General features: G+C 62.2%; 23 protein-coding genes. 3 read left to right on the top strand and 20 right to left on the bottom strand.

Annotated features, from left to right (window positions below; translation table 11 throughout):
- Positions 1-15: 15 nt before the first annotated feature.
- The 4 genes from miaB to AB4Y87_RS18735 all read right to left on the bottom strand — a co-directional run bounded on the left by miaB (position 16) and on the right by AB4Y87_RS18735 (position 3,681).
- Positions 16-1,614: a tRNA (N6-isopentenyl adenosine(37)-C2)-methylthiotransferase MiaB gene (gene miaB, locus AB4Y87_RS18750; RefSeq protein WP_442005797.1), complete on the bottom strand. Its 1,599-nt coding sequence runs from the start codon at positions 1,612-1,614 to the stop codon at positions 16-18.
- Complete coding sequence (locus AB4Y87_RS18745) at positions 1,614-2,156, bottom strand: regulatory protein RecX (RefSeq protein ID WP_442005796.1); 543 nt, start codon at positions 2,154-2,156, stop codon at positions 1,614-1,616. The genes miaB and AB4Y87_RS18745 overlap by 1 nt, the downstream gene beginning before the upstream one ends.
- The gene (gene recA / locus AB4Y87_RS18740) at positions 2,146-3,186 is read right to left on the bottom strand and encodes a recombinase RecA (RefSeq protein WP_223936581.1); all 1,041 of its coding nucleotides are present in this window, start codon (positions 3,184-3,186) and stop codon (positions 2,146-2,148) included. Before recA ends, AB4Y87_RS18745 begins: the two co-directional genes overlap by 11 nt.
- A 270-nt stretch (positions 3,187-3,456) precedes the next feature.
- Positions 3,457-3,681 carry a DUF3046 domain-containing protein gene (locus tag AB4Y87_RS18735; RefSeq protein ID WP_442005795.1) on the bottom strand — a complete coding sequence of 75 codons (225 nt, stop codon included), beginning with the start codon at positions 3,679-3,681 and terminating at the stop codon, positions 3,457-3,459.
- A 32-nt stretch (positions 3,682-3,713) separates the two neighbouring features.
- Here AB4Y87_RS18735 and AB4Y87_RS18730 point away from each other — a divergent pair, with 32 nt between their 5' ends.
- Entirely contained in the window at positions 3,714-4,271 is a 558-nt protein-coding gene (locus AB4Y87_RS18730) for a MarR family winged helix-turn-helix transcriptional regulator (protein WP_442005794.1), read from the top strand.
- Positions 4,272-4,341: 70 nt separating this feature from the next.
- Here the strand turns inward: AB4Y87_RS18730 and AB4Y87_RS18725 are convergent, their stop codons facing one another.
- From AB4Y87_RS18725 to AB4Y87_RS18695, 7 genes are all read right to left on the bottom strand, one after another.
- Positions 4,342-4,776: a helix-turn-helix domain-containing protein gene (locus tag AB4Y87_RS18725; RefSeq protein ID WP_216925260.1), complete on the bottom strand. Its 435-nt coding sequence runs from the start codon at positions 4,774-4,776 to the stop codon at positions 4,342-4,344.
- Between the two features lie 138 nt (positions 4,777-4,914).
- Positions 4,915-5,427: a CinA family protein gene (locus AB4Y87_RS18720; RefSeq protein ID WP_442005793.1), complete on the bottom strand. Its 513-nt coding sequence runs from the start codon at positions 5,425-5,427 to the stop codon at positions 4,915-4,917.
- The gene (gene pgsA / locus AB4Y87_RS18715; protein WP_442005792.1) at positions 5,424-6,026 is read right to left on the bottom strand and encodes a CDP-diacylglycerol--glycerol-3-phosphate 3-phosphatidyltransferase; all 603 of its coding nucleotides are present in this window, start codon (positions 6,024-6,026) and stop codon (positions 5,424-5,426) included. Before pgsA ends, AB4Y87_RS18720 begins: the two co-directional genes overlap by 4 nt.
- A 9-nt stretch (positions 6,027-6,035) precedes the next feature.
- Positions 6,036-8,900 (bottom strand): DNA translocase FtsK, encoded by a 2,865-nt coding sequence (locus AB4Y87_RS18710; RefSeq protein WP_442005791.1) that lies wholly within the window; start codon positions 8,898-8,900, stop codon positions 6,036-6,038.
- Positions 8,901-8,973: 73 nt separating this feature from the next.
- On the bottom strand, positions 8,974-10,665 hold the full coding sequence (locus tag AB4Y87_RS18705; protein WP_442005790.1) for a ribonuclease J: 1,692 nt from the start codon (positions 10,663-10,665) through the stop codon (positions 8,974-8,976).
- Between the two features lie 27 nt (positions 10,666-10,692).
- Complete coding sequence (gene dapA, locus AB4Y87_RS18700; RefSeq protein ID WP_223936573.1) at positions 10,693-11,604, bottom strand: 4-hydroxy-tetrahydrodipicolinate synthase; 912 nt, start codon at positions 11,602-11,604, stop codon at positions 10,693-10,695.
- 74 nt (positions 11,605-11,678) lie between these two features.
- Positions 11,679-11,990, bottom strand: a complete 312-nt coding sequence (locus tag AB4Y87_RS18695) for a hypothetical protein (RefSeq protein WP_442005789.1) — start codon at positions 11,988-11,990, stop codon at positions 11,679-11,681.
- Between the two features lie 215 nt (positions 11,991-12,205).
- Here AB4Y87_RS18695 and AB4Y87_RS18690 point away from each other — a divergent pair, with 215 nt between their 5' ends.
- Positions 12,206-13,441 carry a heparan-alpha-glucosaminide N-acetyltransferase domain-containing protein gene (locus AB4Y87_RS18690; protein WP_442005788.1) on the top strand — a complete coding sequence of 412 codons (1,236 nt, stop codon included), beginning with the start codon at positions 12,206-12,208 and terminating at the stop codon, positions 13,439-13,441.
- Here AB4Y87_RS18690 and AB4Y87_RS18685 read toward each other — a convergent pair.
- From AB4Y87_RS18685 to AB4Y87_RS18645, 9 genes are all read right to left on the bottom strand, one after another.
- Entirely contained in the window at positions 13,417-13,905 is a 489-nt protein-coding gene (locus tag AB4Y87_RS18685; protein ID WP_442005787.1) for a hypothetical protein, read from the bottom strand. The genes AB4Y87_RS18690 and AB4Y87_RS18685 overlap by 25 nt on opposite strands.
- 4 nt (positions 13,906-13,909) lie before the next feature.
- The gene (gene dapB, locus AB4Y87_RS18680; RefSeq protein ID WP_442005786.1) at positions 13,910-14,668 is read right to left on the bottom strand and encodes a 4-hydroxy-tetrahydrodipicolinate reductase; all 759 of its coding nucleotides are present in this window, start codon (positions 14,666-14,668) and stop codon (positions 13,910-13,912) included.
- Positions 14,669-14,799: 131 nt separating this feature from the next.
- Positions 14,800-15,255, bottom strand: a complete 456-nt coding sequence (locus AB4Y87_RS18675; protein ID WP_442005785.1) for a molybdenum cofactor biosynthesis protein MoaE — start codon at positions 15,253-15,255, stop codon at positions 14,800-14,802.
- Positions 15,245-15,748 (bottom strand): MogA/MoaB family molybdenum cofactor biosynthesis protein, encoded by a 504-nt coding sequence (locus tag AB4Y87_RS18670; RefSeq protein ID WP_442005784.1) that lies wholly within the window; start codon positions 15,746-15,748, stop codon positions 15,245-15,247. Before AB4Y87_RS18670 ends, AB4Y87_RS18675 begins: the two co-directional genes overlap by 11 nt.
- Positions 15,745-16,323, bottom strand: a complete 579-nt coding sequence (gene moaC, locus AB4Y87_RS18665; protein WP_442005783.1) for a cyclic pyranopterin monophosphate synthase MoaC — start codon at positions 16,321-16,323, stop codon at positions 15,745-15,747. Before moaC ends, AB4Y87_RS18670 begins: the two co-directional genes overlap by 4 nt.
- Positions 16,311-17,543: a molybdopterin molybdotransferase MoeA gene (locus AB4Y87_RS18660; protein WP_442005782.1), complete on the bottom strand. Its 1,233-nt coding sequence runs from the start codon at positions 17,541-17,543 to the stop codon at positions 16,311-16,313. Before AB4Y87_RS18660 ends, moaC begins: the two co-directional genes overlap by 13 nt.
- A gap of 84 nt (positions 17,544-17,627) precedes the next feature.
- Positions 17,628-19,214, bottom strand: coding sequence for a molybdopterin-dependent oxidoreductase (locus AB4Y87_RS18655; protein WP_442005781.1), 1,587 nt, complete (start codon positions 19,212-19,214; stop codon positions 17,628-17,630).
- Positions 19,211-20,425, bottom strand: a complete 1,215-nt coding sequence (locus tag AB4Y87_RS18650; RefSeq protein WP_442005780.1) for a sensor histidine kinase — start codon at positions 20,423-20,425, stop codon at positions 19,211-19,213. The genes AB4Y87_RS18655 and AB4Y87_RS18650 overlap by 4 nt, the downstream gene beginning before the upstream one ends.
- Positions 20,412-21,143: a response regulator transcription factor gene (locus tag AB4Y87_RS18645; protein ID WP_442005839.1), complete on the bottom strand. Its 732-nt coding sequence runs from the start codon at positions 21,141-21,143 to the stop codon at positions 20,412-20,414. The genes AB4Y87_RS18650 and AB4Y87_RS18645 overlap by 14 nt, the downstream gene beginning before the upstream one ends.
- A 193-nt stretch (positions 21,144-21,336) precedes the next feature.
- Between AB4Y87_RS18645 and moaA the strand changes: the two genes are divergently transcribed.
- A complete protein-coding gene (gene moaA, locus AB4Y87_RS18640) occupies positions 21,337-22,461 on the top strand; it encodes a GTP 3',8-cyclase MoaA (RefSeq protein WP_442005779.1) in 1,125 nt (374 codons plus the stop codon).
- Positions 22,462-22,463: the final 2 nt, after the last annotated feature.

Genomic DNA, 22,463 nt, shown 5'->3' with positions numbered 1-22,463 from the left:
CTCGAATAATCGACGTCAGGCGCCGCGAACAGGCAGCGACGGCATGCCCAAGGACACGCCCTTCTTGCCCGAGGCCGCACCAGCACTGGGAACACCGCAGGAATCTGCCTGCGAGCGATCCCAGGCGTCACCCGCCCTCGACCGGCGCAACATGTAATCGTCCAGGCTTGCAGGATCGGCAACCAGGTGAAATGCCGCGGCTTCGGTAATGGTCACGGTGACAAAGTCCCCGGGGCGAGGGGTTTGCGCACCGTCAGGTACTGAGAAATGAACGAGTCGCTGATCCTTGGAACGGCCAGACAACCGGTGCGTTTCCTCTGCTTTACGGCCGGACTGCGCTGTCACCAGGATTTCCACACGGCGACCCAGCTGCTTGGCGTTCTCCTCCGCGGCAATACGGTCCTGCAGGGCGGTCAGACGTTCAAAACGCTCCTGGACCACTGCTTTGGGAAGTTGCTCCGGGAGCTCGGCAGCAGGCGTACCAGGCCGTTTGGAGTACTGGAAGGTGAAGGCTGAGGCAAACCGCGATTTCTCGACGACGTCAAGCGTCGCTTGGAAATCCTCCTCGGTTTCTCCGGGGAAGCCAACAATGATGTCCGTAGTGATCGCCGCGTTGGGGATCCGCTCACGCACCTTGTCCAGGATGCCAAGGAACTTGCTGGAGCGGTACGAGCGCCGCATATCCTTGAGGACCTTGTCCGAGCCCGATTGAAGGGGCATGTGCAACTGGGGCATCACGTTGGGTGTCTCGGCCATCGCATCGATGACGTCGTCCGTAAATGCGGCAGGGTGCGGGCTGGTGAAGCGTACGCGCTCAAGGCCCTCGATGTCCCCACAGGCACGGAGAAGCTTTGAGAAGGCCAATCGGTCACCGAACTCAACGCCGTAGGAATTCACATTCTGGCCCAGCAACGTCACTTCCACGGCGCCGTCGTCCACCAAGGCCTTAATTTCAGCCAGGATTTCGCCGGGACGACGGTCCTTCTCCTTGCCACGGAGCGATGGCACGATGCAGAACGTGCAGGTGTTGTTGCACCCTACTGAAATCGAAACCCAGCCGGAATAGACGGAGTCGCGCTTGGTGGGAAGGGTGGAGGGAAAGACGTCCAGCGATTCCAGGATTTCGAGTTGGGCCTCGTTGTTGTGCCGCGCCCGCTTCAGCAGTGCCGGAAGTGCGCCTACGTTGTGGGTGCCAAAGACAGCGTCAACCCAAGGAGCCTTCTTGACGATGGTTTCCCGGTCCTTCTGGGCGAGGCAGCCACCAACAGCGATCTGCATGCCAGGGTGGGCTGCTTTGACCTGCCGAAGCTGGCCAAGGTTTCCATAGAGCTTGTTGTCGGCATTTTCCCGAACGGCGCACGTGTTGAACACCACAATGTCCGCAACCTCACCGTCCGCGGGCACGTAGCCGGCGTCCTCAAGGAGGCCGGCCATACGTTCGGAATCGTGGACGTTCATCTGGCAGCCGAAAGTCCGGACCTGATACGTCCTCGGTTCAAACGGGGCAGGCTCAAACGGGGCAGAGGCATCCGTCACTTGGGCATCAGCACTGGTTGCCAATGCCAGGGCCGAAGGCGTGGATTCTGCTGAGGGGGAAGGAATGGTCAAACTCACTACTCAAGGGTACCGGCTTGGGCAAGTACCTCACCGACGATCCGGAAGGCCATTGAAGGGGCATAGCCCTTCCGTGCCAGCATGGACGCCAGCCTGCGGGTGTACTTGTCACGTTCTGCGCGGTCCGAGAGATCCATGCCGGGCCTCAGTTTGCGCTCCACAAGCTCGCGGGCGGCGATTTCCTCATCTTCATCGCTGAGCTGTGAGAGTGCTTCCTCGGCATCATCGAGATCGATACCCTTCTCCGTCAGCTCACGACGAATGGCACCCTTGGCCAGCTTCCTGCTTTGGGAACGGCTGCGCACCCACATTCTGGCAAACTCAGCATCATCAATGAGCTGGACTTCCTCGAAGCGGTCCAGCACGGCCTCTGCAACCTCTTGGGGAACATTACGTTCTGCCAGCTTGCGGGACAGCTGCAGCCGACTCCGTGGCGCCATCGTCAATTGCCGCAGGACGATGGCGCGGGCCACGGATTCGGGATCAGGCTCAGGATCGCCGGATACGGAGGACTCCGGGTCCGGCCCGCTCCTAGCCGTCAACGGCCTTCAGCTTCGGGGAATCTGCCTCCGGCTTGACACCCACGCCAAGCTTTTCCTTGATGAGGCGCTCAAGTTCCTGGGCCAGCTCCGGGTTATCACGCAGGAAGCGCCGTGAATTCTCCATACCCTGGCCTAGCTGATCGCCGTCGTACGTGAACCACGAGCCGGACTTCTTGATGATGCCGTGCTCGACGCCCATGTCAATGATTCCTCCCTCGCGGGAGATGCCCTGGCCGTAAATAATGTCGAATTCAGCAATCTTGAAGGGCGGKGCCATCTTGTTCTTGACGATCTTGGCCTTGGTGCGGTTACCGACGGAGTCGGCACCTTCCTTCAGCGTCTGAATGCGACGGACATCGATGCGCACTGAGGCGTAGAACTTCAGGGCCTTACCACCGGTGGTGGTTTCGGGCGATCCAAAGAAGACGCCGATCTTCTCACGCAACTGGTTGATGAAGATGGCGGTGGTCTTGGTCTGGCTCAGGCGGCCGGTGATCTTTCGCAGGGCCTGGCTCATGAGCCTCGCTTGCAGGCCGACGTGGGAATCGCCCATCTCGCCCTCGATTTCAGCACGCGGGACCAAGGCAGCCACGGAGTCAATGACGATGACGTCCAGGGAACCGGAGCCCACCAGCATGTCCATGATTTCCAAGGCCTGCTCACCTGTGTCCGGCTGCGACACGAGCAAGGCATCCGTGTCCACGCCCAGCTTGGCTGCGTAGTCAGGATCCAAGGCGTGCTCGGCGTCGATGAAGGCCGCTATGCCACCGTTACGTTGCGCATTGGCTACAGCGTGCAGGGCCACTGTGGTCTTACCAGAGGATTCCGGGCCGTAGATCTCCACGACGCGGCCTCGGGGCAAGCCACCAATGCCAAGGGCGACGTCCAGTGCAATGGATCCGGTCGGAATAACTTCGATCGGTGCGCGGGTGTCATCACCCAAGCGCATGATGGAGCCTTTGCCGAACTGCTTGTCGATCTGGGCAAGCGCTGCTTCGAGCGCCTTCTCACGATCCGGGGTTGCCGCCATGGTTCACACCTCTGATGCTTTCTCGCTGTGGAGTGGCCTGAATGGCCGCTTTCCTGTCATGTCAGACGCTATTACGGCTCCCTGACATTTTTTGAAGCCGACGTGGGCTATGTGGATAACCACGCCCTCCGATTGCCTGTGGAATGCGTCCTTCAGGAACAATTTTCCTCTCACAGGAGCATATCCCCATCCGAACAGATATTCGAACAATGCATGCGGGCGTGTCACCACCATGGAGCCTGGAAGTCCCTCGGCAAACGTGGCTGGACTTCAGTTCGCCGCAGGCTTGATATCCCGGCCGAGCCTGCGCTCCGGCGGTACATCCTGGACTTCGCACATTGCCAGCCAGACGTCCCGGGGCTGGTAGCCGGCAGCCAGTGCCTCCACGGCGGTCCGCCCTCCCACGCCGGCCAGCACCAGGGAATTGGCCAGGACGCGGGAATAGCCTGCCCCAAATTCATCGTCCATTAAACGCCAGAAGTCACTTGCCCTCACGGATAGAGTCTCTCACGACGCCGGACTCTAGAATGGTTGCCATGAGCAATCCTCTCCAGAGCACGCCCCCCGAGGCCGTGCCAGGTGACACCATAGACGATGCCCTTCAGCAGGTGGAACACCAGCTGAGCCTGCTCTGGCGCCGTGCCCGTTCCATCTCGCATCAGTTATCCCGCCAGGTCCACCCCGACATGGAGCCTGCCGCGTACGGCCTGCTGACGATCATTCGCCGCGAAGGCCCCATCCGCCTGACGGACCTTGCCTCGTGCATCGGAGTGGGCAAGCCCTCAGTGAGCCGCCAGATCGCATTTCTGGAAAGTATTGGCCTGGTCTACAAGGAGGCAGATCCACAGGACGGACGGGCTCAGTCCATCCGCCTGACGGAAAAAGGCGAGGAGAAGATGCATCAAGTCCAGGACGCGCGCCGCCAGGTGTTCCGTGAGCGACTCGGTGAGTGGCCGCTGGAAGACGTCCAAACCTTGGCCGACTACATGGGCCGGCTCAACGCCGTCTATGGCGAAAGCATCATCAAGGACACCACCCTTAAGGACACCGAGTCCGGGGAGACTGCCAACCCCACGCAGGACTGACAGCAGCACCAATGCGAAAGGTCCCCAGCCAGAGGCTGGGGACCTTTCGTGACAATTCCTGGTCTGACCGTTACCGGGCCCCGGAGAGCATCCCTTGCGGGAAGTCGTCGGTAAGGTCAAGATCGCGACCGTAGCGCTGGGAGAATTCCTGCGGAACGGTGTCCGGAACAGCTACGCCCTCCGCAACGGCCACGCGGTCGCTGACTTCGCGGAGCATGCTGGACAACGGAACGTCCAGGGCGGTGCAGATAGAGGACAGGAGCTCGGAAGAAGCCTCCTTTTGGCCGCGTTCAACCTCACTCAGGTATCCGAGTGAGACGCGGGCGCTGTGCGAGACCTCGCGGAGGGTTCGGCCCTGACGCTGGCGGACATCGCGCAATACATCACCGATTTCGTGGCGTAGTACAACCATCTTGCGCTCCTTCTGTTCGCTCTGTGCCTGCTTAGCCAAGCCCACATCCTTCCAGCGGACAACGCCGTTTACGGATACGGGCTGCTTTACCATCTGTATCGCCTTGCTCCCTCGTTCATCCGGTTCGCTGGCTGGCGGACCGGTATGGTTTTTTACATCCTAGGCGCCCCGGCTGTTCCGAAGCGACACAATGACACAACTATTGGCAATGAGTTTTTGTTCCCGGCTACTCTACGAACGGTAACCAACCCCTTCCAGTGCATCAATCAGATGCGCCAGCGCAGCTTCGCAGGCCTTTTCCCTGATACTTTGCCTGTCCCCCGAAAAGCTGAATTCAAACGAACCAGTGCCACTACTCGTGGCGACGCCGACGAAGACGGTTCCCACGGCTTTGCCGTCATGGGGCTCCGGACCAGCCACGCCGGTAGTGGATATTCCGACGTCGGCCGTACAGGCGCGCCTGGCACCTTCGGCCATGGCCGCCGCTACTCCGCCATCCACTGAACCAACGGCAGAAATCAGCTCCGTCGAAACACCGAGGATTGAGGCCTTCACGGAGTTCTGATAAGCAATCACGCCGCCCTGCAACATTCCGGACGCACCGGGTGTGTTGGCCAGGCTGGCCGCCACCATTCCTGCTGTCAGCGACTCGGCGGTGGCAACGGTAAGGCTCTTTCCCAATGCCAAGGCAACTGCCGCCGTCGCTAGTTCCGAGGCTTTGGCGGCGTCCACGGGGTTGCTCATGCGCGGCGGCCCGCAGCCCGAAGGCGGAGCGCCTGGACGACGTACTCCGCTCCGGTCCATAGTGTGATGGCAAGGGCGGCCATCATGACCCAGAAGGCCACAATGACGAGCCACGGCGCGATGGCCTCAAGCGGCAGGATGTACAGGAAGATGGCCACTGTCTGGATGACGGTCTTGAGCTTTCCGCCGCGGGAAGCCGGCATGACGCCGTATCGGATCACAAAGAACCTCAGTGCCGTGATGCCCCACTCGCGGACCAGGATGAGGATAGTCACCCACCAGGGCAGTTCCCCGAGGATGGACAAGAGCACCAGCGCTGAGCCGATCAGCAGTTTGTCGGCAATGGGGTCCGCGATCTTGCCGAAGTTGGTGATGAGGCCACGGGCACGGGCGATATCGCCGTCGAGCTTGTCCGTGTAGATCGCTACGGCGAAGGCCACAACAGCAGCCCACCGCCAAATACCTTGGTGGTTATCATCCGCCACCAGGAACCAGACGAAAAAAGGAACCAGGACGATACGGAGCATAGTGAGGATATTGGGAAGGTTCCAGACGTCGGAGCTGCTGGAAGTGGCGTTGTCACCCTCGGCTGTAGTCACCCCTCTAGGCTACCGTCCGGTGAGCGACCAGGCGTCCTCGCCGCCCTCGTCCTCATCATCGGGGACGTCGGCGCCGTCGAAATATTCAACAGCTTGGGTCCGGTTGTCGAGGTCCGCTGCCACCAGGTCCTCGGCATAGCCGCCGACGGCGATATTGGAGTTTGCGTTATCGCTCAGTGCCGCAGTGTGGGCGTCAGGCGCAGCCGGCGATTCCTGTCCCTTCATGGCAGCAAGCACGGCAGCGAGGTCATCCGGCTTAACCAGGACATCCCGGGCTTTGGAGCCTTCGGAGGGACCCACGACGCCGCGGGACTCCAGGAGGTCCATGAGGCGTCCGGCCTTGGCGAAGCCGACACGAAGCTTGCGCTGCAACATGGAGGTGGAACCGAACTGCGTGGTGACCACCAATTCGGTGGCCTGCAGCAGCACCTCGAGATCGTCTCCGATGTCGTCGTCGATCTGTTTCTTCGGGGCTTCAGCAGCGACGTCGTCCCGGTACACCGCCTGCAACTGGCCCTTGACATGTTCAACAACCTTGTGGATTTCGGATTCCGTCACCCAGGCACCCTGCACACGCATGGCCTTGGAAGCGCCCATCGGCAGGAAGAGCGCATCGCCCTGGCCAATGAGTTTTTCGGCGCCAGGCTGGTCCAGCACCACGCGGGAGTCCGTGACGGACGAGGTGGCGAACGCCATGCGGGAGGGCACGTTGGCTTTGATGAGGCCCGTGACGACGTCCACGGATGGCCGCTGCGTAGCCAACACCAGGTGGATGCCGGCGGCACGTGCCAGCTGGGTGATGCGGACGATCGAGTCTTCGACGTCGCGTGGCGCCACCATCATGAGGTCCGCTAGCTCGTCCACAATGACCAACAAGTACGGGTAGGGCTTGATGACTCGCTTGGAGTCAACGGGCGGCGTGACCTTGCCTGCCCTGACCGCCTTGTTGAAGTCGTCGATGTGCTTGTACCCGTAGTTGGCGAGATCGTCATAACGGGCGTCCATCTCCCGAACCACCCACTGCAGGGCTTCGGCCGCCTTCTTGGGATTGGTGATGATGGGCGTAATCAAGTGTGGAACGCCTTCATACGCAGTCAGTTCCACGCGCTTGGGGTCCACCATGACCATGCGGACTTCGTCAGGCGTAGCGCGCATCAGGATCGAGGTGATCATGGAGTTCACAAAGCTTGATTTACCAGCACCTGTAGCACCGGCCACCAGGAGGTGGGGCATCTTGGCCAGGTTGGCGACGACATAACCGCCCTCGACGTCCTTGCCGACGCCCATGACCATCGGGTGGTCGGTGCGGCGTGCATTCTGGCTCCGCAGCACATCGCCAAGGGATACCGTTTCGCGGTCCGTGTTGGGAATCTCGATACCGATTGCGGACTTGCCGGGAATGGGGCTCAGGATGCGCACATCGCTGGATGCCACCGCGTAGGAGATGTTCTTGGACAGCGCCGTTACGCGCTCCACCTTGGTGCCGGGAGACAGTTCGATTTCGTAGCGTGTCACCGTTGGGCCTCGGCTGAAGCCAGTCACTGCGGCATCGACGTTGAACTGCGTCAGCGTGTCCGTCAAGGCGGCCACGACGGCGTCATTCGCTTCGGTGCGCTCCTTCGGAATGGAGCCTGGTGTCAGGAAGTCCGAGGCAGGCAGGGTGTACGTGACGTCCCCGGCCAGTGACAGTTGCTCTGTACGCTGCGGAATTGGCGTGGGCGGCGGAGGGGGCGTTGCTGGCCGGGCCGGAACCTGCGCCGCTGTGGGTGCCGTCATTTCCGGGGTGAGGACGGGAATGGCCTCTGTGGGGTTGTCGATGCCTGGAGCAGCACCCAAGCCCTGGGCAGCCTTGATCTTACCCACTGCTATCTCGGCTTGGGTGGGGCGGCGTACGCCCGGCGGAACGCGCGGGGCAGATGCTTGGGGAGTTTCGTCGTCGTCGACTATTGCATGCTCAAAGGCTTCGTCACCGACGTAGCCTTCCAAACCGGCGTCGGTATCCTCATCCTTGCCGAAGAAGCGCATCCGCTTCTTCTTCTTGGGCTTTGCAACCGCCCCGTTTTCATAGAGGTAGCTGCGATCATGGGCATCCTTGCCGGACTCGGCATCCATGAGGTCCACGCCCATGAGGTGCTCGTAGGCGGAGCGGATCCTGGAGGGGATCGCCCCGAACGGCGTGGCCGTAACGATCAGCACTGACACGAAGGCCAACAGGCTGTAGACGATCACCGGGACGGCGGCATGAATTGCAGCAAGTGGCGACGCTGCAAGGAAGCCCAGCATTCCGCCCGCCCTGCGCAGCCCATCGAAGCCATCGGCCACGGTGGGCTGGCCCCCGATGATGTGGGCCAAGCCGGAACCGGCAAAAGTCATGATCATGAAGCCGATGCCAACGCGGTTGTTGCCGCGGCCATCCTGCGGTTTGCGGAAGAGGCGGAAAGCGCAGATGAAAAGCATGAAAGGCAAAACAAGCGACATCCAGCCGAAAGTGCCGTTGACCACGCTGTAGACGGCGTCAGGCAGCCATCCGGTCAGGCCCCACCAAGCGAAGGTGGCAATGCCGATTCCCAGCACGAGGTTGAACAGGGCTGCACCGTCGCGGCGATCGGCGGGATCGAGATCGCTGACGTCGTATCCGATCCGGCGGACTCCTGCGCCAACTACGTGCCCAATGCCCTGCCAGACGCCCGCCAGCATGCGCACGGGCAGCGGCGCATGGGGCTCGACGGCGGCCGGCTGCTTTGTGCGGGCGCTGCTGCCCCGACCGTTCCTGGGCGTGGCTGCGGTGCYTTTGGATGCAGCTGCGCCCCGGCCTGTGCCGCCGGATTTACTACTGGAGCTGCCTCGTGGCGTGGAGGAAGTACGGGTCGCCATGCTTGCCACGCTACCCCAAGGGGGCCCGAAATCCGCGGATTTCAGACCCCCTGGGATGCATGTTGCCGGTGGACTACGCCTCCAGGACCACCGGAATGATCATGGGACGGCGACGAAGCTTCCGGTTCACCCATGTTCCGATGATCCTGCGCACTACCTGCTGCAGCTGGTGGTTGGTGTGGTCTGCGTGGTTGAGCACAGCTTCTTCCAACGCGGCGTTGATCTTGGGAATGATTTCGTCGAAGACGGCGTCATCCTCCGCCACTCCGCGCGCATGGATTTCCGGTCCGGAGACGATCTTGCCGGTGGTCCGGTTAATAACCGTGATGATGGAGATGAAGCCTTCGTCGCCGAGGATACGCCGGTCCTTCAGATCCGCATCGGTGATTTCACCCACGCTGGAACCGTCCACATAAACAAAGCCGACCTCTACCTGGCCAACGATGTTGGCCTTGTGGTCCTTCAGGTCAATAACGGTGCCATTATCGCTAAGGATGATGCCGTCGGAGGGCACCCCGGATTCTTCGGCGATATTTCCATTGGCAATCAAGTGACGCGTTTCACCGTGGACAGGCATCGCATTGAGGGGCTCAAGGATGTTGTAGCAGTACAGCAATTCGCCGGCAGCTGCGTGTCCGGACACGTGAACCTTGGCCGTTCCCTTGTGAATCACATCGGCACCGAGCTTCAGCAAGCCGTTGATGATGCGGAAGACTGCGTTCTCGTTGCCTGGGATGAGGCTGGAGGCCAGGATTACGGTGTCGCCCTGGCCGACAACCACGCGGTGGTCGCCGTTGGCCATGCGAGATAGTGCCGCCATGGGCTCGCCCTGGGAGCCGGTGGACATGAGGACCACCCGGTCATCGGGGAGGTTGTCAATGTTCTTGATGTCCACCAGGATCCCGTTGGGCACGTCAAGGTACCCCAATTTGGCCGCGATGGCCATGTTCCGAACCATGGAACGGCCCACGAACGCGACGTTGCGGCCATGCTTGGCTGCGGCGTCGAGAACCTGTTGGACGCGGTGAACGTGGGACGAGAAGGAAGCCACGATGATGCGCTTCTTGGCCTGGCCGAACAGCCGGTCAAGCGTGGGGCCGATCTCCTTCTCGGCGGTGGTGAACCCGGGAACGTCGGCGTTAGTGGAGTCTGCCATGAAGAGGTCCACTCCTTCTTCGCCCAGGCGGGCGAAGTGACGGAGGTCGGTGATACGGCCGTCCAAGGGCAGTTGGTCCATCTTGAAGTCGCCCGTATGCAGGACAGTGCCGCCCGCGGTGCGGATGAAGACTGCCAAGGCGTCCGGGATCGAGTGGTTCACTGCGATGAATTCGCATTCAAACGGGCCGAACTGCTCCACCTGGCCCTCGGTAACGGTCAGCGTGTACGGCTTGATCCGATGTTCCTGGAGCTTCGCCTCCACCAGGGCCAGCGTCAACTGGGAGCCGATCAGAGGGATGTCCGCTTTGAGGCGCAGCAGATAGGGAACAGCACCGATGTGGTCTTCGTGGCCGTGAGTGAGCACCACACCAACAACATCCTGCAGCCGGTCCTCGATGTAAGAGAAGTCGGGAAGGATCAAATCAACGCCGGGCTGCGTTTCCTCGGGAAAAAGTACGCCGCAGTCAACGATCAGCAACTTGCCGTCGATTTCGAAGACCGCCATGTTGCGGCCTATCTCCCCCAGTCCACCCAGCGGAACAATCCGCAATGTGCCTTGCGGCAGTTTCGGCGGAGTAACCAGTCCAGGAAGGGCTGTTTGGGTCATATTGTGCTTCTTTCCGGCGGAACCGTCCTAGACGTTGAAGTCCATTCCGGCTTCCGCCAAATCCCCGCGGATGGTTTGGATCTCGGCCTCGTCCGGCTCCACGAGGGGCAAACGGACAACCGAGTTGGGCAGGACTCCCTGCCACTTGAGAATCTGCTTGGCGGCTACAGCGCCTTGGACCCGCGTCATGGTTGCACGCACCACGGGTTCCAGTTCAAAGTTGATGGCCCGCGCCTTGGCGAGGTCATTGGCATTGACAGCGTCAATGAGTTCGCGGAAACGTCGGGTGGCCACGTGGGTGGTTACGCCCACGAGCCCTACGGCGCCGAGCGCCATCCACTGCAGTGTGAGGCCGTCGTCGCCGGAGTAAAAGACCAAATCGGTCTCGGCCATGACGCGGGTGGCTGCGGCGAAGTCCGCCTTCGCGTCCTTCACGGCCACGATGTTCGGGTGCTTCGCAAGCCCAATCATGGTCTCGGGAGCGATGGCAATGGAAGAGCGTCCGGGGATGTCGTAGAGCATGACCGGCAGGTCCGTAGAGGACGCAATCGTCTCAAAGTGGGCCCGAACGCCGGCCTGGCTGGGCTTGTTGTAGTAAGGAGTGACGATCAGAAGGCCGTCGATGCCAATCTGGGCCGCACGCTGGGACAGGTGCACCGAGTGCGCGGTGTCATTGGTGCCGGTTCCGGCAATGATGGCAGCTTTGCCCCCCACGGCTTCCTTGACCGCACGGAACATGCCGAGGTTTTCTTCGTCAGTAAGGGTTGAGGTCTCTCCAGTGGTACCGGTGACCACGAGTCCGTCGCAACCGTCCTGGACCAGCTTCTCCGCCAATGCTGCAGCTTGGTCGTAGTCGACCTTGCCATCCTCGGTGAACGGGGTGACCATGGCGGTCAACAGGGTACCAAGTGCGGGAATGTGGGCGCGGGAGTCAGACATAAGAAAAACGTTACCTTGTCACGGCCATGTTCCGGGAATGGGTTCCGCGTGATGGTCGTCATCGGCACTGCTGACTATGCGGGCTTGGGCGTCTTCAGCGTCCCCTCCGAACTCGCCGTCCCCTCCGAGCAATACTGCGCCACCGCTTTTTCCTTCAGCTGTTCCGCCCACGCAACCAAGCGCTGGGAAGCGCGGACGTAGTCGAAGAGTTCCCTTGGTGTGAGGGCTTCAAGGTCTGTTTCAGCCAGGCGACGTGCAAGCTCAGCACCCGGCGGCTGCTCGATCAGGACCGTGCCCTCGCTGCGCCACTGGACGTCCTCTGGCGGCTCGCCTGCCACGAGTTGCCTGAAGAGGAAGTCGACCACACCCGGACTCATCGCCTTCATGGGTCCGTGGAGGCCTTGCCGAGGATTTTGAGGCCGAGGATTTGGAGGCAGAGGACTTGGAGCATCGTTCATGCAGCCATGTTATTCGAACATATATTCGAAGACAAGGCCCTTGAGCCGGAGCCGCGCGCAATTCCGCTATGAGCCACCTGCCGCGAAGATGCTTCCAACCCGCATCACAGCGGCGCCATAGGCGCTTGTGAGACGATCGCAGCATGACTTCGCAAGAGACGGCGCCAGCCCGGAAGGTGCCCAGGGGACGCAAAGTCTCCACCCGCCTTACGGGCATTGACGCCGCCCGCGGCCTGGCCCTGCTGGGAATGATGGCCACGCATCTGATGCCGACCTTCGGCCCCTCCCCCCAGTGGGAACCCACCTGGGTGGGACTGGTTTTCTCGGGCAGGTCCGCTGCGCTGTTCGCAGTCCTCGCCGGAATCGGGTTGGCACTCACCACCGGGAAACAGGAGCCGCGCCAAGGCATGGACCTCTGGGCGGCCAGAAGCGGTGTTGCGATGCGGGCCTTGGTGATTGCCGTCGTCGGGCTGACGCTTGGGGGTCTGGACGTCAACATCGCAATCATCCTGGTGCACTATGCCGTCCTGTTCCTGTGCATCCTGCCGTTTCTGGGATTGCGACTGAAAGCGCTCTTCTTGTGGGCGCTCGGCTGGGTCCTGGTGTCACCCCTGATCGCCTACCTCGTCCGCCCGTGGCTTCTCGACGCCACCCCTCCCCTGCAGTTGGGCCACAATCCAAACAGCGAGGACCTGGAGACGCCGGGACGCCTTGTCGCCGACCTGTTCTTCACTGGCTACTACCCCGTGTTCCAGTGGATCGCCTATTTGCTGATCGGACTGGCGATCGGACGTTTGGCGCTCACGACGGCGAACGTCCAGTTGCTGCTCTTCACCTGCGGATTCGCCGTGGCCGCTTTGGCGAAAATCGCAGGAACCCTGGCCATGGAGGTATGGGGCGGTCGCGCCGCCCTCGAAGCACTTCCCGGAACACGGGGATACCCGCTCGAGAGCATGCTCCAAGTGAACCTGACCGGATTGCAGCAGGTGGATTCGTGGTGGTGGCTGGCAAGCGCGGCACCACATGCCGGCACCACCATGGACCTGCTTCATACCGGCGGGGTGGCGGCCGCCGTCGTCGGGTTCTTCCTGATGCTCGGCACGCTGGCCGAACGCATCAAGGTCAACTTCCTCATACTCCTCAGCGGTCCGGGTGCCATGACCCTCACGTTGTATTCACTCCACGTGTGGGTGGTCTCCGGTTTCCACAACAAGCCACTGCCAGCGGGGTGGACCGACGAAGGAATGTATTGGACACAGGCGCTGGCCGCCGTAAGCATCGGCGTGTGCTTTGCCCTCTTCCGACGCCGGGGACCTCTGGAGTGGCTGGCACACCAGGCCTCGCGTTTGGGCAGTTACCGCCCGGCTGCCGTGGGCTGAGAACGGAACAGTTTCACGGCGTCGCGCATTGAAGCGCGGGCACGTTTGCGATCTCCAGAGGCATCGTAGGCACAGCTCAATCGGAACCAGGAACGCCAATCCCCCGGCGCTGCCTCGGCCTCCTCACGGTACTTTTCGAACTCGGCGTCCGCGGCAGCACGCACAATGCGGCCACCGGGCGTGCGCGGCAGGGTATCCACAGGCAGTCCGCCCTCGGCCTCCAAAACCTTGGCCATCTGTTCGGTTCTCGCGCCAAACAACAGCTCACGAATGAGCGCCCAAGCGCCAATCATGGGCAAAACGAGGTAAGCAGCGCCGATGCCCTTTGCCACCAGATTGGGATCACCAAGCAACAGGATGGACCGCTGGAGGGAAACCACCAGATACAGCACCAACAGCAAGGTGATGGCACCAACCCAGATTTTGGTGCGGTTCTTCTTCACAGACTCCCAAAGAGTTCCCATGGTCCTAGAGCCCCAGGTCCAGGTAGCCATCCAGGCCCACGGTCAAGCCTGGGTGGTCCGCAACTTTGCGAAGCCCGAGCAGGACACCAGGCATGAACGAGGCACGGTCGAAGGAATCATGGCGCAAAGTCAGCTGTTCACCAGGCCCGCCGAAGAGCACCTCCTGGTGCGCCACCAGCCCGCGGAGCCGCACGCTGTGGACGCGTACACCCTCCACGTCGCAGCCCCGGGCGCCGTCCAGGGACGTTTCCGTAGCGTCAGGACTTGCTGGCACACCGGCTTCCTGCCTGGCCTGGGCAATCAGCTGTGCCGTACGCACGGCCGTACCTGAAGGAGCGTCTACCTTGTTCGGGTGATGCAGTTCAATGATCTCCACGGACTCGAAGTACTGCGAAGCCTTCGCCGCAAACGCCGACGCCAGCACAGAACCCAAAGCAAAATTCGGGGCGATCAGAACGCCTGTTTCCGGCTTCTGTTCCAAGAGGGTTCGCAACGATCCAAGGCGCTGCCCATCCCAACCCGTGGTCCCAACCACCGCATGAATGCCATGCTCAACCGCGAAGCGCACGTTGGCCTCGGTAGTGTCAGGAACAGTCAGGTCCACAACGTACTTGGCACCTGTGTCGAGCAGTGTCTGCAGGGAATCGCCGCGACCGAGAGCTGCTACCAGCTTCATATCGTCGGCTGCTTCAACAGCCTTCACGGCTTCAATTCCCATGCGCCCGTGGGCGCCCAGCACTGCAACGGCAAGTTGTTCGGTCATGCCTTTAACCCTACCGCCGGGCCGGGGTACGGCAGGAACCGTGACTCCGCGCTTACTCTCCTGGACCGTTCCCGCTCCCCCGCGCCGTTCCCGCTCCCCGGGCCGTTCCCGCTCCCCCGGGCCGTTCCCGCCTACTCCCCGGCCCCGACCCATTCCACGGTGCCGTCGCTGAAGAACTGTTCCTTCCAAATCGGCACCTGAGCTTTGACCCGATCCACGAGTTCCGCACAAACGGCAAACGCCTGGCCCCGGTGGGCGGCCGCAACGGCACACACCAGCGCGGGATCACCGATCTCCAGCATCCCGATCCTGTGCGCGGCCCAAATCCTGACCGGTTGCTCTGCTTCGCCGGAGTGCTCCGCGACCAGCTGCGCGACGACGTCAGACATGATCCGGTGCGCTGTGGGATGAGCGCTGTAGCTCAGGCGGTCCACGGGCTTACCGGAATCGTGGTTGCGCACCACGCCGCTGAAGCTGACTACTGCCCCGGCGGTGTCAGACTCCACCGCGGCAATTGCCTGGTCAACGGAGATAGGCTCGGCGCTCAGGACCGCGCTAACAACTTCAAAGTCTGTTTCAGTGCCCATGGCTTCCTTCCAATTGATCGCAAAGGTGCCCGATCACCGGATCCAGGACAGTCAATCCATCCATGACGCCCTTCGGGGAGCCGGGCAAGTTAATGATGAATGTCTTTCCCGCTGCTCCTGCGTGCCCACGGCTCAGCATTGCCATGGGCGTCTTTGCAGTGCCCGCCCGCCGAATGCCTTCCATAATGCCCGGAATCTCGCGATCCAGCAGCGGCAACGTCACTTCCGGCGTCTGGTCGTCCGGGCTCAGGCCTGTTCCACCACTGGTGATGACGACAGCGGGCTGCTGCGTCAGGAGCGCCCTCAAAGCCGCGCCAACGGGCTCACCATCCGGCACCACCATGGTGGGGAAGGCATCAAAGCCATGTTCCTTGAGCCAGTCCATGATGACGGGGCCGGTTTCGTCGGCGTAGATTCCCGCTGCCGCACGGGTGGAGGCGATAACGACGCCGGCCTTCCGCGGCCCGTGGGCGTTGGGTTCGCACGCACTCATGCTTGGGCTCCTTCAGGGGCGGATTCCGGGGCCGATTTCGGGGCAGAGCTACCCCGATTCCAATCACCGTGCTTCCAATCCCCACTCTTGCCACCGCTTTTTGCCAGCACCTGGATGTCTGTCAGGACTGCGTGCTTGTCCACGGCTTTGATCATGTCGTAGACGCTCAGCGCTGCTACGGAAGCAGCGGTGAGCGCCTCCATTTCGACGCCGGTGACACCGCGGGTCTTCACGGTAGCCAGTACTTCGATCGAGTCAACCCCCAGCTCAAAATCGATGGTGACTTTGGAAATCGGCAAGGGGTGGCACAGCGGGATCAGTTCGGGTGTCTTCTTGGCAGCCATAATTCCTGCCACGCGCGCCACTGCGAGAGCGTCGCCCTTGGGTAATTCGCCAGTGCCGAGAAGCGCCAGGACTTCGGCAGTGCTGCGCACCGTGGCCGTGGCAGTTGCCTCACGGGTGGTAACTGCTTTCTCTGAGACATCCACCATCTGGGCAGTACCGTCTTGCCGGAGATGGGTCAGGCCGCCGCTGTTGCCGGACGTGTTCGTGGGAATTTCATTCACAGCATCCATACTTCCACTTCGCTTCCCTCCGCGAGTTCCGTGACGTCGCTGGGAATCTGCACCAGGGCGTTCGATCGCGCCAAGGCGTGCATCAGGTGGCTTCCCGCGCCACCTTCCATTCGAACGGAGCCGTCAGGCAGCACTGTTCCGCGGCGCACTTGATGCTTGCCCTCGGGTGAGCGCAGGGGTTCCGCCAAGCGTGCCCGCTGTACTGGCCGCGGTGCCGGGACACCGTGGATCAGCGACAAGGCAGGGCGCAGGAACATTTCGTAGGAGACAAGGCAGCTGACAGGGTTGCCGGGAAAGCCGAGGAACGGAACACCTTCAAAGCGGCCGATCCCCTGTGGGCCGCCGGGCTGCATGGCAACTGGCAGGAACTCCACGTGCTGGGCGGCCATGGCTTGGCGGACAACCTCGTACGCCCCCTTGCTGACGCCACCGGTGGTCACGATCAGGTCCACCGGGTGCTTGCCGTCATCGCTTCCGACGTGGTTGCGAAGTACTGCGAGCAATCGTGCGGGATCGTCATCGGAGATTCCGCTTCGTACCACGTCAAGACCCGCTTGGCGCATGGATGCTTCCAGGAGGATTCCGTTGGAGTCGTAGATCTTGCCGGGCGTGAGATTCCGGCCCGGTTCCAGGACCTCATCGCCCGTGGTGACCAGCAGGACGCGCAATGGCTTGCGGACTTCGACGGCGGTCAGCCCCAGTGCGGCCAACAAGCCGAGCTGCGCTGGTCCTAAACAGGTCCCCGCGGGAAGGGCCAACTCCCCTTCCTGGATGTCGCTGCCGGCGTTTCGAACATAGGTGCCCGGAGCAGTGGCGGGCAGATCAACCTCAACGTCCCTGGCCTCAGGATTCGGGAAGGTGCTGGGACGCGCCCGCTCAATGGGAACCACGGCGTCGGCACCGTCGGGAATCATGGCGCCGGTCATGATGGGCACGGCATAGCCTGGCTTCAAGGCCTCCGGAGCCGCCCCCGCTGGAACCGGTGCCGCCACGCGTAGCTTCGCGCCGCCGTCGGGAATGTCAGCAGAGTTGACGGCAAAGCCGTCCATTTGGGAGTTGGCGAAGGGCGGCAGGGAAAGTGGCGCGTGGAGGTCTACGGCAAGCACCTTGCCCAGGGCATCCAGTAGCGGCAGCTGTTCAGTTGACGTGGTCGCGGCTTGACCGCTCAGTAGTTCCACCACGGCGTCGCGATGGGCAGCAACGGATCTGGGCAAGGACATCCTCCTGTGTGGTCACGCTGTGTGGTCACGCTGTGTGGTCACGCTCGGGGCCGGAGATTATCCGGACGTACCCAGAGTAGGGCCTTAAGTGACCTTCACGTTGATGGTGTGGTACCCGGTGGCGCCGTCGGGAGCTACCGGGGTCCGGTCTTCGGTCTGTGGTTTGCCCGTGGAGTCAGTGGCACGCACCTGGACTTCATAGTTGCCGGGCGTGAGATCAAGTCCCAGCTGCCACTGGTACCAGGTATCCGTGGATATCCCCGGTGCAAGCATCGTCTGGCGCCAAGGACCACGGTTGACGCGGAGCTCCACATGGTCAACACCGCGGTGCTGGGCCCAAGCGACACCACCAAACTGCACTTTGCCTGCTTTGACCGTGCGGCCACTGCGCGGTACGTCGATCCGGGACTGCGTCTTGATGGGGCCGTGATCACTCCAGCCGCGGGGAGTCCAGTAAGCGGTATCGTCCGCGAATCGGGTGACCTTGAGTTCGGTGAGCCATTTGGTTGCCGAGACGAAGCCGTAGAGTCCGGGCACGATCATCCGCACTGGGAATCCATGTTCCAGGGGCAGCGGCTCGCCATTCATGCCAACGGCCAGGAGGGCATCGCGGTCATCCGTGAGCGCTTCCAGCGGCGTACTTGCTGTAAAGCCATCGTTGCTTGTGGACAGCACCATGTCCGCTCCTGGTTTGGGACCCGCCATGGCCAGGAGCTCCCGCACAGGCCAGCCGAGCCACAGGGCATTGCCGATGAGATCGCCGCCCACTTCATTGGACACGCACGCGATAGTGATATGGCGTTCCGTCATGGGCTTGGTGAGGAGCGTCGCGAAGTCGAGTTCAATCTCTCGATCCACCATTCCGGTTACTTTCAATTTCCACTGTGGAGGGTCGATGGCCGGAACGGTCAATGCAGTGTCGATACGGTAAAAGTCAGGGTTCGGTGTCACCAAGGGGCTGATCCCTTCCAGCGGCAGTGAAGCCCCGTTAGGGATCGCCTGCTGGGTTGTCGCTGGCGCTGGCAGCGTCAAGGAGCCCCTGAAACCGGAAGCCACGGCTGTCGCGCGCGTGAGGACACTGGTGACAACGCCGCCAACAGCTGCCGCAATCGATGTGACCGCCAGTGCGTTCAGGAAGCTCCGCCTTGCCAGAGGGGCAGGCTCCGGCGAGGGTGCGGCAGTGGCTGTTGACCCTTCAGCAGATGGCACCACGCCGGATGACGCTTCACGCGGCGGCACCCAGGTGCCCAGCCGGCGAATCAGCATGCGGAGCAGCAGCATGGTGACGACGGCGGCCACGATGGGCGCGATGGCGGCTTGCGGTGTTGTTTGGGCACGGGTCAGGACTGCGCTTAGGCCCGCCGCACCTGCCAAGGCCGCCAGAACAAGTCCGAGTCCGGTTCGACGGCGCTCCAGAATCCCGGCCAGGGCAGCCAGAACAACGGCCACGATCAGGATGGAAGCGACCAGCACGACCTTGTCCGCCGTCCCGAAGAGCTGCACGGCGAGGTCCTTCACCCCTGGAGGTACGGAATCGATGACGGCACCGCCCAGGGCTGTCACCGGCGAAACGAGGGGGCTGAGGAAGCCGGCGCTCAACTCGCCTGCAGCAATGCCTGCTGCCCCGGCAGCCACCCCGGCAACCGCTGCCCAGAATCCAGGCTTTCTCATGCTGCGCCTCCTTGGCGATCCACGGCAGATCCTGCCGCAAGGGAGCCCTCCGGAAGGGAGCCGGCCGGAAGCGACAGCGCAAACCGACAACCGCCGTCGACGTTTTCCACGTTCACAGCTCCCCCGTGCGCTTTCACGATGCCAGCCACCATGCTCAATCCGATTCCTGCTCCGCTGTAGCTTCCCTGCGCTCCCGACGGGCTCCCCCGAGAAGGGTCCTTTTGCCAGCCGGTTTCGAACAGGTGGGGAAGGTCCTCCTCCGGGATGCCCCCGCAGTGGTCTTCCACGGCGACCACAGCGTTTCCGTTGTCACGCCCAACGCTGATGTGTACCTCGGTGTCCGGCCTGCTGTAAATAATCGCGTTGAGCAGCACGTTCCGGACAGCCCGGGCCATGCTCGGCCCGTCGGCTACGGCCATGCATTCGCGGTCTCCGCCGCCGGTGAGCGTAATGCCGCGTTGGGCGGCCAGCGGCGCCAGATCGGACAACGCATCGCTGACAAGGTCATAGAGGTCCAGCGATTCGGCGCGCAAGCGAAGGCTTCCGGCCTGGATCTTGGACAACTCCAGGAGGTCGTTGACCATGGCGGTCATTTGTTCGGTCTGCCCGATGATCTTCCGGTAATACTCCGGGACGTCGGCGGCCATGCCGTCCTCGAGGGCTTCGGTCATGGCGCGCATGCTGGCAAGTGGGGTGCGGAGGTCGTGCGAAATCCACGAGACGAGTTCGCGCCGCGCGGTTTCGATGGCGGCTTCCCTTGCCCGCGATTCCGCCAGGTTTCGGCTGCTGGCCTCCAGTTCCTGGGCCAGTTCAGCGAGTTCTGAGGTCATGGCAGGCTCGGCCCGCTTTCCATCCATACTGTTGTGGTCCAGGGTTTCGCCCCGGCCGAGTCTCCTGGCCACGGCTACAAGGCGCGCCGCATTCCGGGATACCCCGGCTCCCAATACGAGCGATAGCGCCACTGCAACTGCTGAAGCCATGGCCAGGATGTACCACATGACCTCAAGATCCCGGGCAGAAATGAACATGGCGTTGAAAGCACTGACCATGCCTGCCACAAGGACAGCCACGGTAGCCACCACAACCAGGCAAATCTGGGCCAGCACCGAGGCACGCCGGAGGACGCGTAACAGCACCAGCGTGATGGCACCGATAACCACTGCCCACAGGAGCACCCAGGCAAGGATGGTGGCAAGCTCAGTACCCTCCATGGCCATCCTCCTTGGCGTCGAATCTGTAGCCAACGCCCCAAACCGTCTTGAGGAGCTCAGGTTTGGTGGGGTTGTCCTCGATCTTCTCGCGGAGGCGCCGTACATGGACGGTCACGGTGGAAAGATCGCCAAAGTCCCAGCCCCAGACTGCCTTGATGAGTTCTTCCCGGCTGAAAACCTGGTTGGGCCTGCGCAGCATGAAGGCCAGGAGATCGAATTCACGCACTGTCAACGTCAGCGGCGTTCCACGGTGAGTGACGGTCCGGGATGCGGGATCCAGTTCAAAGCCTGCCAGTTCGACAGGTGGTTCGGGAGAGAATTCCTTGACGCTGCGGCGAAGCACAGACTTAACGCGAAGGACCAGCTCCCGCGGCGAGAACGGCTTGGTGACATAATCGTCCGCGCCCATCTCCAACCCCAGGATGCGGTCATCTTCGGTTCCCAGCGCCGTCACCATAATGACCGGCACGCTCATGCTTTGGCGGAGCCGGCGACACACTTCCACACCGTCCAGTCCTGGCAACATACGGTCCAGGATGACCAGATCCGGCTGGCGCGTCGCGGCGAGCCTAAGTGCCGTGAACCCGTCCCCGGCCATGTCCACTTGGAATCCGGCCTGCAGGAGATAGTCGCGGACAACATCGGCAATGGTCTGCTCGTCTTCGACGAGGAGGATGCGGCGATTGCCAGGCTCTGCCGCTGATGGTGCCGATTGCATGCTCACGCTTTCAGCATAGGTACGCCGGCGCTGCCCGGCACCGGATACGTGCCACTTCCGGGCGAATGTCCGTATTCCGTAAGAACTGCCTACCGCACGGACATGTCCCGGGGCACCTGAACGAAGCGTCCGATGAGTGAAACGGAATGTAGCCGGTATCACTCTTCACGCCATGGTGGCGTAGCCTGAATTTATGAGTGTTCAGCTAGGCATGCCTGTGCCTCCTTTGGGCAGCGCTGCAGGCGGCCCGGTTCCGCCGCCGCGTCCGGCTGGGACGCCCACGGGCTTGTGGGACCGCTACGGCCGCCGGGCGACCGATATGCGCCTGTCCCTGACGGACAAGTGCAACCTCCGCTGTACGTACTGCATGCCCGCCGAAGGGTTGGAATGGCTCTCCAAGCAGGCGGTGATGACCAAAGACGAAATCATTCGGATTGTGCGTGTAGGCGTTAACGCCCTGGGCGTGCGGGAACTGCGCCTCACTGGCGGTGAGCCGTTGGTCCGGGCGGACCTGGTGGACGTCATAGCAGGCATCCGGCACGAGCACCCCGAACTTCCCATTTCGATGACCACCAACGGCGTGGGCCTGGACAAGAAGGCCGCTGCCCTCAAGGCCGCGGGTCTCACCCGGATCAACGTCTCCCTTGATTCGCTTCACGAAGAAACCTTCACCAAGCTCACGCGCCGGCCTTTCCTGGACCGTGTCCTCGCCGGCGTGGACGCCGCCTGGGCTGCCGGTCTTGGTCCGGTCAAGTTGAATGCCGTGCTGATGAGGGGCATCAACGATGCCGAATCTCCGGACCTCCTCGCCTGGGCCTTGGACCGTGGATACGAACTCCGCTTCATCGAGCAGATGCCGCTGGACGCGGACCACGGTTGGACCCGGCGCAACATGATCACTGCGGCTGAAATCCGGGAACTGCTGTCCAAGGACTTTGTCCTCAGCCGGGATCCGCGGGAACGCGACGGTGCCCCGGCCGAACGTTTTGAAGTACGACGCCGGGACCAGGCAACCGATGAAGCCACAGGGCCGGTCCTCGGTACAGTCGGTATCATCGCATCGGTCACCGAACCGTTCTGTTCAGACTGCCGCCGGACCCGCATTACCGCTGAAGGCAAGATCATGAGTTGCCTTTTCTCCCGTGAGGAGTTCGACCTCCTCGGACTGCTTCGCCAGGGCGCAACGGATGACGAGCTTGCCCAACGTTGGCAGGACGCCATGTGGGTCAAACCCAAAGCCCACGGCATGGACCACACCGGCCTCGGCGCACCGGACTTCGTGCAGCCGGACCGCAGTATGAGCGCAATCGGAGGCTGAAC

Source organism: Paenarthrobacter sp. RAF54_2, from assembly GCF_052113945.1.
In the GTDB taxonomy this organism is placed as follows: domain Bacteria; phylum Actinomycetota; class Actinomycetes; order Actinomycetales; family Micrococcaceae; genus Arthrobacter.
This window is presented reverse-complemented; position numbering and strand designations above follow the sequence as displayed.